The 13083-nt window shown below is 71.8% G+C and carries 10 protein-coding genes; 7 read left to right on the top strand and 3 right to left on the bottom strand.

Annotation, left to right across the window (positions count from 1 at the left end; translation table 11 throughout):
* Positions 1-217 precede the first annotated feature (217 nt).
* A complete protein-coding gene (locus ACIQCJ_RS04455; protein ID WP_402710657.1) occupies positions 218-4756 on the top strand; it encodes an FtsK/SpoIIIE domain-containing protein in 4539 nt (1512 codons plus the stop codon).
* Positions 4757-4795: 39 nt separating this feature from the next.
* Here the strand turns inward: ACIQCJ_RS04455 and ACIQCJ_RS04450 are convergent, their stop codons facing one another.
* On the bottom strand, positions 4796-5296 hold the full coding sequence (locus ACIQCJ_RS04450; RefSeq protein ID WP_402710656.1) for a hypothetical protein: 501 nt from the start codon (positions 5294-5296) through the stop codon (positions 4796-4798).
* Positions 5297-5583: 287 nt separating this feature from the next.
* On the opposite strand from ACIQCJ_RS04450, the gene ACIQCJ_RS04445 reads away from it, so the two are divergent.
* The 5 genes from ACIQCJ_RS04445 to ACIQCJ_RS04425 all read left to right on the top strand — a co-directional run bounded on the left by ACIQCJ_RS04445 (position 5584) and on the right by ACIQCJ_RS04425 (position 10033).
* Positions 5584-5805: a hypothetical protein gene (locus ACIQCJ_RS04445; RefSeq protein ID WP_317452509.1), complete on the top strand. Its 222-nt coding sequence runs from the start codon at positions 5584-5586 to the stop codon at positions 5803-5805.
* 5 nt (positions 5806-5810) lie between these two features.
* On the top strand, positions 5811-7154 hold the full coding sequence (locus tag ACIQCJ_RS04440) for a putative T7SS-secreted protein (protein ID WP_402710655.1): 1344 nt from the start codon (positions 5811-5813) through the stop codon (positions 7152-7154).
* A 152-nt stretch (positions 7155-7306) separates the two neighbouring features.
* Entirely contained in the window at positions 7307-8188 is an 882-nt protein-coding gene (locus ACIQCJ_RS04435) for a hypothetical protein (RefSeq protein ID WP_401856189.1), read from the top strand.
* A 157-nt stretch (positions 8189-8345) separates the two neighbouring features.
* Positions 8346-9233, top strand: a complete 888-nt coding sequence (locus ACIQCJ_RS04430; protein WP_391043114.1) for a hypothetical protein — start codon at positions 8346-8348, stop codon at positions 9231-9233.
* Entirely contained in the window at positions 9230-10033 is an 804-nt protein-coding gene (locus ACIQCJ_RS04425) for a hypothetical protein (protein ID WP_402710654.1), read from the top strand. The genes ACIQCJ_RS04430 and ACIQCJ_RS04425 overlap by 4 nt, the downstream gene beginning before the upstream one ends.
* Positions 10034-10150: 117 nt before the next feature.
* Here the strand turns inward: ACIQCJ_RS04425 and ACIQCJ_RS04420 are convergent, their stop codons facing one another.
* Entirely contained in the window at positions 10151-11149 is a 999-nt protein-coding gene (locus ACIQCJ_RS04420; protein ID WP_355337458.1) for an alpha/beta hydrolase, read from the bottom strand.
* A gap of 341 nt (positions 11150-11490) precedes the next feature.
* Entirely contained in the window at positions 11491-12183 is a 693-nt protein-coding gene (locus ACIQCJ_RS04415; protein WP_188279958.1) for a metal-dependent transcriptional regulator, read from the bottom strand.
* Between the two features lie 124 nt (positions 12184-12307).
* Here ACIQCJ_RS04415 and ACIQCJ_RS04410 point away from each other — a divergent pair, with 124 nt between their 5' ends.
* On the top strand, positions 12308-13069 hold the full coding sequence (locus tag ACIQCJ_RS04410; protein ID WP_355337455.1) for an SIS domain-containing protein: 762 nt from the start codon (positions 12308-12310) through the stop codon (positions 13067-13069).
* The last annotated feature ends 14 nt before the right edge of the window (positions 13070-13083 follow it).

The raw sequence follows: 13083 nt of genomic DNA, 5'->3' as shown, positions 1-13083 counted from the left end.
GGGCCGCACGCTACCCCACCCGCCCCGTCCACCCCTCTTCCCTCCGGCCTGAGGACCACTGTCCCACCCGCGACGGGGGCCGTGTCCAGCCCTGTTCCCGGCCTGTGGATAAACCGGTGCAGGTTATCCACAGGCCCGGCACCTGAGGCCCCACGACCGGCCTCCAGCGGATATCGTCCTGAGAAACCAAGTCGAATCCGGGGGAACGAGGAACGTCGTGCGTCTGTCGTTGACCGTGGTCGACCCGCTCGGCGGGGACCGCGCCGATGTTGTGGTGGAGACCGAGTCCGCGTCGACCGTCGCGGATGTCGCGCGCGAGCTCGGACGGAAAGTCGGCGCAGGCGGCGCGGAGATCATCTCGATCTCCGGCGGCCCCTCGCGCGCGCCCGGCTCGCCCGCGGTGTACGTGGACGGGTACGCGGTGGACCCGAGTTGGTCGGTGGCCCAGTCACCGCTGCGCGAGGGCGCGGTGGTCAGCCTCTACGACCCGGCGGGCTGCCTGCCGGGCGAGCCCGCCGGTGTGGTCGAACTGCGGGTCGCGGGCGGCCCGGACGCGGGCGCGGTCCACCGTCTGGGCATCGGCAAGGTGGAGATCGGGCGCGGTGCCTCGTCCCGCATCCGCATCGACGACTCGGAGTTGGCGGAGCGCGCCGCGGTGCTGACCGTGGGCATGGGCGGCACCTGCCAGGTCACGGTCGGCGGCGACACGAAGGAATGGCCGCTCGGCGACCAACTCTCCCTCGGCAACAGCCTTCTGGAGCTTGGCCCCTATATCCCGCCGAACGCGGCGCTGCATCCCGGCGAGGACGGGGCGACCTACGACTACAACCGTCCGCCGCGGCTGTCACCGCCCGAGCGGACCACCGTCTTCCGGCTGCCGACCCCGCCGAAAGAGCCGGCCGGACGGCCGCTGCCGTGGCTGATGGCGGTCATGCCGCTGCTCATGGCCGTGATGATGGCCTTCATGATGCACCGCATGATGTACCTGTTCATGGCGGTCGTCAGCCCGATGGTCATGGTCGGCAACCACTTCATGGACAAGAAGAACGGCCGTAAGTCGTACGCGAAGACGGTCACCGAGTTCCGCGAGCGCAAGGAACGCATCGAGCAGGACGCCAACAAGGCGCTCGACCTCGAACGCAAGGACCGGGCCGCGGCCTCGCCCGACCCGGCGACCGTGCTCAACACCGCGACGGGGCCGCGCACCCGGCTGTGGGAGCGGCGGCGCGGCGACGCCGACCACCTGCTGATCAGGGTCGGCACGGCGAAGCTGCCGTCCGAGGTGATCCTGGACGACCCGGAGCAGGAGGAGCACCGCCGCAAGGTCAACTGGGAGATCGACGACGCCCCGGTCGCGGTGGAGTTGCGCAGGCTCGGCGTGATCGGTTTCGCGGCGCCCGGCGACGACGCGCGGGCGATGGGCCGTTGGGCGGTGGCGCAGATGGCGACGCTGAGCAGCCCGATGGATGTGCAGTTCTATGTGCTCACCGAGCAGTCGGGGCAGCAGAGTTGGGACTGGGTGCGGTGGCTGCCGCACTCGCGGCCGACCGACGGGCAGGACGCCAGCGCGCTGCTGGGCACGGACGCCGAGACGGTCGCGGCGCGGGTCGCGGAGCTGACCTCCATTCTGGACGGACGGCAGAAGGCGAAGCAGAAGGCGGGCAGCGCGGCCAATCACGCGGCCTTCTTCAAGGACCCGGACATCGTGGTGATCCTCGACGGGTCGCGGCGGATGCGGTCGCTGCCCGGCGTGGTGCAACTGCTGCGCGAGGGCCCCGGTGTCGGGATGTTCGCCATCTGTCTGGACTCCGAGGAGCGCTTCCTGCCCGGCGAGTGCCAGGCCGTGGTGATTGCGGAGTTCGAGGCGCCCGCCGTGGACGCGACCGTCGCTTCCGTTCCGGAGACCGCCGCGGCGGCCGCGCCCCGGCAGGGCGGCTTTCCCTCGGTGAACGCCTGGTACGCGGGCGCGCAGCAGGCCCAGGCGGTGGCGGCGGAACCGGCCTCCGGCGCCTTCCGGTTGCGCGTCGAGCAGGCGGGGGTGGCACGCATCCGCAAGGTGCGTCCCGACCTCGTCTCGCCCGCCTGGTGCTCCCGGCTGGCCCGCTGCCTGTCGCCGATCCGGGACATCAGCGGTGACGCCGAGGACTCCGCGATTCCGTCCGCCAGCCGCCTGTTGGACGTCCTGGAGATCGAGCCGCCGACGGCCGACGCCATCGCCTCGCGCTGGCGGCTGAGTCCGATCTCCACCCAGGCGGTGGTCGGCGAGTCCTACGACGGTCCGTTCGCTATCGACATCCGCAAGGACGGGCCGCACGGCCTGATCGCGGGTACGACCGGTTCGGGTAAGTCGGAGCTGTTGCAGACCATCGTGGCCTCGCTCGCGGTGGCGAACACCCCCGAGGCGATGACGTTCGTGCTCATCGACTACAAGGGCGGCTCGGCGTTCAAGGACTGTGTGCAACTCCCGCACACCGTCGGCATGGTGACCGACCTCGACGCCCACCTGGTGGAGCGCGCGCTGGAGTCGCTGGGCGCGGAGCTGAAGCGGCGCGAGCACATCCTGGCCGAGGCCGGGGCCAAGGACATCGAGGACTACACCGACCTGATGCGGCGCCAGCCCGAGCTGAAGCCGATGCCGCGGCTGCTGATCGTGATCGACGAGTTCGCCTCGATGGTCCGTGAGCTGCCCGACTTCGTCACCGGTCTGGTCAACATCGCCCAGCGAGGCCGTTCGCTGGGCATCCACCTCATCCTCGCCACGCAGCGGCCGAGCGGTGTCGTCTCGCCGGAGATCCGGGCCAACACCAACCTGCGGATAGCGCTGCGCGTCACCGACGGCAGCGAGTCCTCCGACGTCATCGACGCCCCGGACGCGGGCAACATCTCCAAGTCCACTCCGGGCCGCGCCTATGTGCGGCTCGGCGCGACCTCGCTGGTCCCCTTCCAGTCCGGCCGGGTCGGCGGACGGCGGCCGGGCGCGGTCGAGAACGTGACGGTGGCGCCCTGGGTGGGCATCGTCGACTGGTCGCAGCTCGGCCGTTCGGCCCCCCGCCGCCCCGCGGGCGCCAAGGGCGAGGAGGACGAGATCACCGACCTGAAGGTGCTCGTCGAGGCGATCTGCGAGGCCAACGAGCGGATGGCGATCCCACCGCAGCACAGCCCGTGGCTGCCCGCGCTGCCCGACAGTCTGCTGCTGGACGAGTTGCCGACGCCGGTCGCTGCGGGGGCGCTGCCGCCCGCCGCGTACGGCATCGAGGACCTGCCCGCGCTCCAGGCCCGGCGCCCGGTGGCCATCGACTTCCACACCTTCGGCCACCTGTTGGCGGCGGGTGCCCCGCGCTCCGGCCGCTCCCAGCTCCTGCGGACGATCGCGGGCTCGCTGGCCCGTACGCACTCCACCGCGGATCTGCACCTGTACGGCATCGACTGCGGCAACGGCGCGCTGAACGCGCTGACGAAGCTTCCGCACTGCGGCGCGGTCGTGGGCCGTGCGCAGTCGGAGCGGGCGATCCGGCTGATCGGGCGGCTCAAGGCGGAGATGACGCGCCGTCAGGAGCTACTGGCCGGTGACGGGTTCGCGGACATCGGCGAGCAGCGCGCGGCGGTGACCACCGAGGAGGAGCGGCTGCCGCACATCGTGATCCTGCTCGACCGCTGGGAGGGCTGGACGCCCTCGCTCGGCGAGCTGGACCACGGGGCGCTCAGCGACGAGCTGTTCATGTTCCTGCGGGAGGGCGCCTCGGTCGGCATCCACCTGATCATCACCGGTGACCGCACACTGATGGCGGGCCGGATCTCCACGCTCACCGAGGACAAGATCGCCTTCCGGCTCGCGGACCGCTCGGACTTCTCGCTGATCTCGGTCAATCCGCGCAAGGTGCCGGACGAGATCCAGCCGGGCCGCGCGTACCGGGCGGAGTCCGGCATCGAGACGCAGGTCGCGCTGCTCACCGACGACTCCACCGGTCAGGGCCAGGCCGCGGCGCTGGCCGCGATCGGCGCCGCCGCCACCGAGCGGGACGCGGCACTGCCCAGGGCGCGGCGACCGTTCCGGGTGGACGTGCTGCCCTCGCGGCTGTCGTTCGCCGACGCGTGGGAGATGCGCGACACCGACGCGGCGCGCAATCCGCTGTGGGCGCTCGTCGGCGTCGGCGGCGACGAACTCACCGGCTACGGGCCGAACCTGTCCGACGGCCTGCCCGCGTTCGTCATCGGCGGCCCCGGCAAGTCGGGCCGCTCGACGCTGCTGCTCACCCTCGCGCGCAGCTACCAGCAACAGGGCGTGAAGCTGGTCGTCGCGGCTCCCCGCCCGTCTCCGCTGCGTGAACTGGCGGGCGCCGAAGGGGTGTTGCGGATGTACACCGACAGCGACATACCCGCCGACGACCTGGGCAAGGCGCTGGAGGAGGCCGAGGGCGGCCCGGCGGTCGTCATGGCCGACGACGCGGAGCTGCTGCGCGACTGTGACGCCAAGGATGTGCTGAAGGAGATCATCGCCCGCGGTTCCGACCACGGCCGGGCCGTGGTCATCGCGGGCGGCGAGGAGGATATCTGCTCGGGCTTCTCCGGCTGGCAGGTCGACGCCAAGAAGGCGCGCCGCGGTGTGCTGCTCTCGCCGCAGCAGACCATGAGCGGTGAACTGATCGGTACTCGGCTGAGCCGCAGCAGCGTCGGCGGGCAGGTCACGCCGGGCCGGGCTCTGCTCCACCTCGGCGACGGTGAGCCGCTGACGGTGACGGTGCCGCTGACCACCTGAGCGACCGCCGTGGGGACCGGCGGCCTGACGGGCCGCCGGTCAGCTGCTCGGCAGTCCCGTGCGGGAGAAGGTGTCGGTCGGGCCACCGGTCCAGCGCACGGTGAGGGTCTTGCCGTCACCGGTCAGTTCGCCGCGGCCGGAGGTGCGTTCCTTGTCGCCGTCCATGCAGGTCAGCGTCAGGCCGAGGCCGCCGCGGTCGGTGTAGGTGCCGCCGCACAGATGACTGCTGGTCAGCCCGGCCTTGCCCTTGCCGAGGACGAGTTGGACCTTCGTCGAGCCCTGCGTCGCCAGCCAGACGCCCTCGACGCCCTGCGTCGAGTCGCCGCCGACGACGGAGGAGGCGGTGGGACTGCCCGACGCGCCCGGCTCGGCCGACATGCTCGCCGCCGTGCCCGGAGTGCCGGTCGCGGACGCGCTCGCGCTCGCGGGCGGCGCCTTCTTCGCCTCGTTCCCGCCGCCACTGCCGCACCCGCTCACAGCGAGTGCGGTGACGACCGCCACCGCGGCGATTCCCGCTCCCGTGGACGTACGACGAAGCACCTGAACTCCCCCATGTCGCTGTCTGGACCCGGCGTCGGCAAGCTACCAGCAGGTCCCCGAAGCAGGCGTGGGTGAATCCGCGCACACACGCGACTGCCACAGGACCGTGACCAGTGGGCCATCGACGGCCCGCATACGCCTAATAGAGTAGGGGCCCTGAGATCCGCACGCGGCCCGCGGAATCTTACGTAATGCCGAGAAAGGGTTGATTTTCCATGGGGGACTTGCAGATCAACGGGACGGTGATGGGGGACTTGCGAAAGACGTTCTCCACCATTGCGGACCGAATGGACACGGTGAGCCGGGCGATGGGCAATGCCAACGGCGAGTCGGTCGGCGCGCCCAAGCTGATAGACGACGTCCACGACTTCGCCGACGACTGGCACTACGGCATCAAGCAGATCGGCCAGCACGCCGACACCGCGGTCCACATGATCGACCAGATCGGCAAGACCTTCGACGACGCCGACCTGCAACTCGCCAACTCCCTCAAGACCGGCGGGAAGTGACGGGCGTGACGCGCAGCTTTCCGCATCTGGGCTTCGACCCCACGCCCGGGGACGTCGAGCGCACCCGCTCACTGGCCCGGCAGATCGGTGATGTGCACACCGAGTTGAGCACCACGGTCTCCGAACTGGGCCGGCTCGACTGCGGTTACTGGAAGGGCGAGGCCGCCAGGGCCTTCATTTCTCACATCGACAGCGATGTCACCCCGTTGATCAAGAAGGCGCACGACTCCTTCGGCCGCGCGTCCAGCGCGCTGGGCCGTTGGGCCGAGCAGCTCCACGGCTTCCAGGCGGAGGCCGACACGCTGGAGCGGGAGGCCGCCAGCAAGCAGGGCACGCTCGACCACGCGAAGACCGCGGCGGGCATCCCCACGGACAACAGCGTTCCGCACCCGCAGCCTCAGGCGTCCCCCGACCCGGACCCGGCTGCCGCGGCCGACGCGAAGAAGAAGCAGCAGGCCGTCACCGACGCGAACAACGCGCTGGACGGCGTGCGCCACCGCGCGGAAGAGCTGCACAACCGTTTCACCAGCGCCGCCAACGCGATCAGCCACGACCTGGACAAGGCCGGTGACATCGCCCCGGACAAGCCGGGCCTGTTCAGCCGCATGGTGCACGGCATCGAGGACGCCTGGAACGACACGATCCAGTGGGTCAAGGACCACGCCGACATGATCAAACTCATCGGCGACCTGCTCAGCGACCTCAGCGGCCTCCTCGGCGTACTGGCCATCATCACCGCGCCCTTCGAGCCGCTGGGCGCGATCTTCGCCGCCGCGGCCGTCGTCACCAGCGCCGCCGCGCTGATCACCCACCTGATCGCCATGGCCGCGGGCGCCGACGTGAGCTGGATCAGCATCGGCTTCGACGCGCTGGGCGCGATACCCGGAATCGGCGCCTTCGCCAAGGGCGCCAAGGTCGCCGACGGAGCCATCGCCGCCACCCGCGCCGCCGAACTCGGCGAGGGATTCCGCGGAGTCACCACCATCAGCCGGAACTTCGTCGGCAAAGCGGGCGATTTCATCGCCGGCGGCAAGCAGATAAAGCTGTTCAAGAACGTCACGCTGGAGTTCGGCGGCCTCAAGACCGCCGGGCAGGTCATCTCCGACGGCAAGATCATCAATCGTATGCAGACGGTTTCCGAGCAGCTTTACCACGGTGGCCAGTTGATCGGTACGAAGGGCATCAAGATGGTCACCGGCGGCCGGGTGGCGATCGACGCGATGGGCAACGTGGGCCGCTCCATCGACGTGGGGCTCAAGCTCGCGCCGAAGCTCTACTCGATCCCGCAGCACATCGGCGAGGCCGTCCACCTCGGCGACCGCTTCGACCGGGCGGCCACCGCCAACTGACGACCGGCGCCGACCGGCGACCGCGTACGGTCGTATCCGCACGGCCGCCGCACGAGGACTCCACGGCGACGTCGACAGCGAACCCGCACAGTGACCCGCACAGCGACTCAGCACAGCGACTCCGCTCAGAGCCGACCGAAAGGCGCACGACGATGGACTGGTTCCCGGATCAGGACGAATCCACGCTGGTACGTACGCCGATCCGTTTCGCCACCGGTTACGCGCATCCGGTGGCGGGCTCGCGGTGGTTCCGGGACACCGAGCGGCGCGACATCCAGGCGGAGCTGCCGGGCTGGCCCGCCGGGCCGGAGTACACCCTGCACTCCAAGACGACGCAGAAGGTCGACCGGGTCGGCGGCGGGCTGCTCGGCGGCATCGTGACCGCGCTGCATGTCGCCGTCGAGGCGGTGACCGGCGGCAACTCGGTGCAGGTCGGCGGGGCGTCGCGGTCGGCGCCGCAGGACCCGGCGAACGAGTCCGAGGACTTCCCGGTGATGTGGGCCGCGCCGGGGACCGTCGCGCGTACCGTGCCGTGGCAGTTGGACCCCGCGCGCAGCGCGGAGCGCACCCGCGTGGACGCGGTCGTCACCGAACGCCGCTTCCTGCTGCTGGGCGTCGGGCCCGACCTCACGGCGTCCGCCACCGTCCTGTGGGAGACGCCCCGCGAGTCGGTGGGCGGCGCCGAGCAGTTGGCGTTCAGCGAGGGCGGGCACGATGTGCGCGTCACCTTCACCGACGGGTCGTGGGTACGGCTGTCCACCGGAGCGGCCGACAAATTCGCCGGGGTGCTGGCCGAGCGGCGCAAGCCGCTGCCCGAGTCCGAACTGACCGCGGGACAGCGCGAGCGGCTGGCCCGTTTCGTCGGCGAACTGCCCGCTGCGGCGCAGCCGCCGCGCGCCTTCCGGCTGGCCAGCGGCGCCGTCCTCGTCGAATCCCAGGTCCCGGCGAAGGTCGGCAAGGGGCTGTTCGAGACCCACTCCGTCATCATGGGCGAGTCCGGCGAACCGGCCCGCCCGCAGCCCGGCGACCTCTGACCCCGACGGTCCTCGGCCGCCGTCCGAAGCCCCACCGCCCGACGCCCCACCGCCCGACGCCCAGCCGTCCAACGCCCCGCTGTCCAAGGCCCCGACGCCCGACGCCCCGACTCCCCTTGACGACCTCTGCCGTCCAGAACCTCTAGGCGAGACCACCATGACGACTCCCCCTCCGGACGCCACCACCCCGGAAACCCCCGCCGCGGCGGGCCCGACAGCCGCGGCGGACGACACCGGCCTCGAACTCCAGGCCGTCGAGATGTCGGACGTCCCCCCGCTGTCCTTCGTCGTCCCCGAGTCCTTCCACGGACTGCCGATCGCGGCCACCCCCGAGGAGCGCGCCGCGCTCGCCGAGGAGTTCGTACGGGAGATGTACCCGGAGGGCAACGACGACCTGTGGACGCCCGCCGCCCCGTACTACGCGGCGCTCGGCGAGGCGATGGGCGACCGGGGACTCGCGTACTCCGCGATGGGCCTGTTCTCCATCGACGAGGGCATAGCCCACTGCTCCTTCACGGTCGCCGCGATCGCCTCCGACCACCCCTCCCCCGAGGTCGCCGCGCTCGGCATCCGGGAGATCCTGGTCCGCGAGGAGACCAACGACGCCCGCTGGCTCGACCTGCCCTGCGGCCCCGCCGTCTCCTGCGTGACCCTGCGCGAATACGTCATCGGCGCCGAACTCACCGCCAGCGGCGAAGAGGTCAAGCTCCAGATGGGCCAGGTGCAGGTGTACGTGCCCTTCCCCACCGGCCCCTACACCGCGGTCTTCACCCTGGACACCGCGGCCGTCAACTACTGGGGCGAGTTCAGCGAGCTGACGATGGCCATCCTGCGCAGCGTCAGCTTCGCGGACGACGACGGCACCGTCGGCGACGGCACCGCAACGGCATCCGCGGCCGAGGACGGACCCGCAAGCGGGAACAGAAACGGGAACGGCCAGACCGTGACGCCGACCGGCCCCGGCGCGAGCACGGGCGCCGACACGGGCACGGGCCCCGGCACCGGCACAGCCACCGGCACGACCTCACCGCAGGCCGACCGATGACGGCGCCGCTTCCCGGCACGCCCCAGGACCCGGAAGCGGCCGGACCCCCCACCGGACCCCCCACCGGACTCGCGGCCGGACCGCCCACCGGATTCGCCCGCGTGTGGGAAGCGGGCCGGATCGGCTCCCCGACCCGCGGCGCCGCCTGGGCACGCTGCGCCGTCACCCTGCTGTTCACCGTGCTCGCCACCGTCGCGGTCGCGATCGGCTGGTCGCACGCCACCTACGCGGGCTCCTTCGCCGTGGCGGGCGTCGCCCTGATCGTGGTGACCGCCTCGGTCACCATGGTGCTGACGCTGTACTGGCTGCACGGTTCCATCGGTCAGGTCATGTGCGGTTTCCTCCTTCTGCTCTTCTGCATGTTCGTCGGTGGTTACGCCGTCTCCAGCGCGCTGTTCGCGGCGCGCGGTGAGGTGTCCACCGGTGTGATCACCGAGTACACGAACCGCACGACGCTGCGTACGTCCTGGGAGTCGTGCCGGGTCCGGCTGGACAGCGGCGCCATGGTGGACCGGGAGATCCGCTGCGACCGGGCGTCGGTCGGCAAGCACGTCACCGTGACGCAGGACCCCTCCGGCATCGCCGCCCCCGCGTTCGGCGATCGCACGGACGGCTCGCCGGTCCTCTCCGGCTTCGTCGGCGGCGCCTTCCTCCTGCTCGTCCTCACGATCGTGCGCGCCACCGCCGTCGGTGAGCGCTACCGGCTGACCGGCGCCGCCAGCCCCGCCGAGGGCCCGAACCCCGGCTACTACCCGCGCCGGCTGGCCTCCCCCGACTACGGCTCCCGCGCCTCCGCCTGACCGACCGCCGACGCCTGCCCCACCGGCTGGGAGGCCGGGCGGCACCGCGGCCACCACTGCCTCCCCACCGGCACCCGCGACCCGCCGCCGGACGAACGCCCCCCGTACGCCCCGGTCTCAGCGGCTCTCCGCCGTCTGCGGCTCCGCCAGCGCGCCCCGCAGGAAGCCCTCGACCGCCTCGCACCACGCGTCGGGCTGGTCCCACGGGACGAGGTGACCGGCGTCCGGGATCTCCGCGTAACTGCCCCGGGGCAGCACCCGGACCATCTCCTGGGCCTCCGCGCGGCCCAGCTCGCCGTCGAGACCGCGGACGACGAGGGCGGGGCAGCCGACCCGCGCCAGCTCGTCCCAGTGGGCGTCACGTATCCAGGGGTCGCGGGAGCGCAGCAGATGGCGGGGCGCGTAGAGCGGGCGCCAGCCGTCGCCCCGCTCCTCCATGACCTCGGCGAAGAAGTCACCTCTGGCCGGATTCGGCGGATCGGCCCACGGGTCCTCCACGCCGAACCAGCGGCGCGCGTCGGCGAGCGTGTCGAAGGGCAGCGGCCAGGACCGCGTCCAGTCCTCCCACTCGCGCTGCCCGGCCTCGCCGAGCGCCGCCGCGCGCATGTCGCAGATGACCACCGCGGCCACGAGGTCGGGACGGCTCGCGGCGACCTGCCAGGCGGTGAGCGCCCCCATGGAGTGGCCGACCAGGGTGACCGGGCCGAGGTCGAGCTGTTCGACGGCGGCGACGGCGTCCGCCACGTACGCCTCCGGGGTGTACGGGCCCTCCGGCTTCGCGCTGCGTCCGTGGCCGCGCTGGTCGAGGGCGACGGCCCGGTAGCGCGAGGAGAGACGGCGAGCGGTCGGCGCCCAGTGCGAGGCGCGGCCGAGCAGGCCGTGCAGGAGGAGCACGCCGGGACGCCGGGCACCGGATTCGGGACCGGGCCCGGGACCGGCTCCGGAGCGGGAAGGGGAGTCACCAGCGGAACGGGAAGCGGAACCGGCACCGGAATCCACCTCGGCCGCGTAATCCCAGGCTGCGAGCCGGGCCCCGTCGGCCCCGATCACCTCGGTGCGCCGGGTCGTATGCCGCGTCGTGTGCCGAGCCGCCTGCCGCGTCGCGTGGCCGGCCATGTGCCCCACCCCCTTCCGTCGATCTCGTCCGTCCGGCCGCACGCTCGCGGCCGGCTCGTCCAGAACCCCCACGCTATCGAACTTTTATTCGAACAAGCTCGTCACGCGCCCAACACCGCTCTTTCGAGTGACAACGCTCAAGGATTGGCGGCTCAGGCCGAGGGGAGGACTTCTGCGGGGCGCGGCGCGCAGGGGAAGCGGGCCGCGGGAGGCACTCGGGAGGCTCGGGGTCCCGGGTCCTTCGAGGGGGTCCCAAGGGGAGGGACAAGGGGAGGAGGGGCCCCGACGCCGTTCGACGGCGCCGGGGCCCTCACCCTTCAGGAAGGCACGAAGCCGTGGGTCTACCGCTTGGCCACGAAGACGTGCGAGGCGATCTCGGCGTCCAGTTCGGCCGCCTCGCCGCCGCTGCCGACGAGCACTCCGCCCGCCGACGACGTGACGCTGACCACGGCGCCCGGCTGCACACCGGCCCGCCGCAGCGTGTACATCACCTGCGCGTCGGTCTGGATCGGCTCACCGATCCTGCGCACCACGACGCTCGCCCCGGCGGCGCCCGGCTGCAGCTCGTTGAGACTGACCATGCCGTCCTCCAGGAACGGATCGGCCTCGCCCTTCTCGCCCAGCTCCTCGAGTCCGGGAATCGGGTTCCCGTACGGCGACTCGGTCGGGTGGCGCAGCAGTTCGAGCACGCGCCGCTCCACCGCCTCGCTCATCACGTGCTCCCAGCGGCACGCCTCCGCGTGCACCTGCTCCCACTCCAGGCCGATCACATCGACCAGCAGGCACTCGGCGATGCGGTGCTTGCGCATCACGCGGGTGGCGGTGCGGCGCCCCTCGTCGGTCAGCTCCAGATGCCGGTCGTTGGCGACGTGCAGCAGCCCGTCGCGCTCCATCCGCGCCACCGTCTGGGAGACCGTCGGGCCGCTCTGGTCGAGCCGCTCGGCGATTCGGGCGCGCATGGGGACCACACCCTCCTCCTCCAGCTCCAGGATGGTGCGGAGATACATCTCCGTCGTGTCGATCAATCCGGACATGCGCGCCCCTCGTTTGTTCGTGCGTGGCCCTCAACCAATTCTGACCCATAGCGCCGACAACGGTCCCCGATCCGGTCGTCGCCCTTTCTTGACACCGGCTCGCGGGGGCCGCACGGTGATCCGCATGAGTGAGCCTCGCGAGTCCCTGGCCGACCGATACTTCGACGCCGCGATCACCCTTCTGCACCGGATCAGGGACGAGGAGGCCGCCGGCATCCAGGCCGCCGCGGACGCCGTCGCCGACGCCATCGCCGCGGACGGGCGGGTCTTCGTCTTCGGTGCCGGCCACTCCTCGCTGCCCGCCCAGGACGTGGTCTACCGGGCGGGCGGCCTCGCCCTCATCAATCTACTGGCTGTTCCCGGCGTCGTCGGCGTGGACGTGATGCCCGCCACCTTGGGCAGCGCCCTGGAGCGAGTCGACGGCCTCGCGGGCGCCGTCCTGGACACCAGCCCCGTACGGCCGGGCGACGTCCTGTTCGTGATCTCCCTGTCCGGGCGCAACGCGCTGCCGGTCGAGATGGCGCAGAACGCCCGCGCCCTGGGCCTCACCGTGATCGGCGTCACCTCGGTCGCGTACGCCAAGGAGACGCGTTCCCGGCACGCCTCGGGCACCTTCCTCAAGGACCACTGCGACATCGTCCTCGACTCCAAGATCGCGGTCGGCGACGCGGAGCTGACCGACGACGCCATCCCCGCGCCCTTCGCCCCCGCCTCCACGGTCGTCATCAGCGCCCTGATGCAGGCCGTCGTCGCGACCGCCGCCACCGGGCTCGCCGCCCGCGGCGTCACCCCGCCCATGCTGCGCTCGGGCAACGTGGACGGCGGCCACGACTGGAACGGCCGGATCTTCGAGGAGTACCGGGAGCGGATCTTCTTCCGGCACTGACCGGCGACGGGCCG

The organism is Streptomyces sp. NPDC093221, from assembly GCF_044753885.1.
In the GTDB taxonomy this organism is placed as follows: Bacteria; Actinomycetota; Actinomycetes; order Streptomycetales; family Streptomycetaceae; genus Actinacidiphila.
Note: the sequence above shows the minus strand (reverse complement) of the source record. Positions and strands in the feature narration are given on the sequence as shown.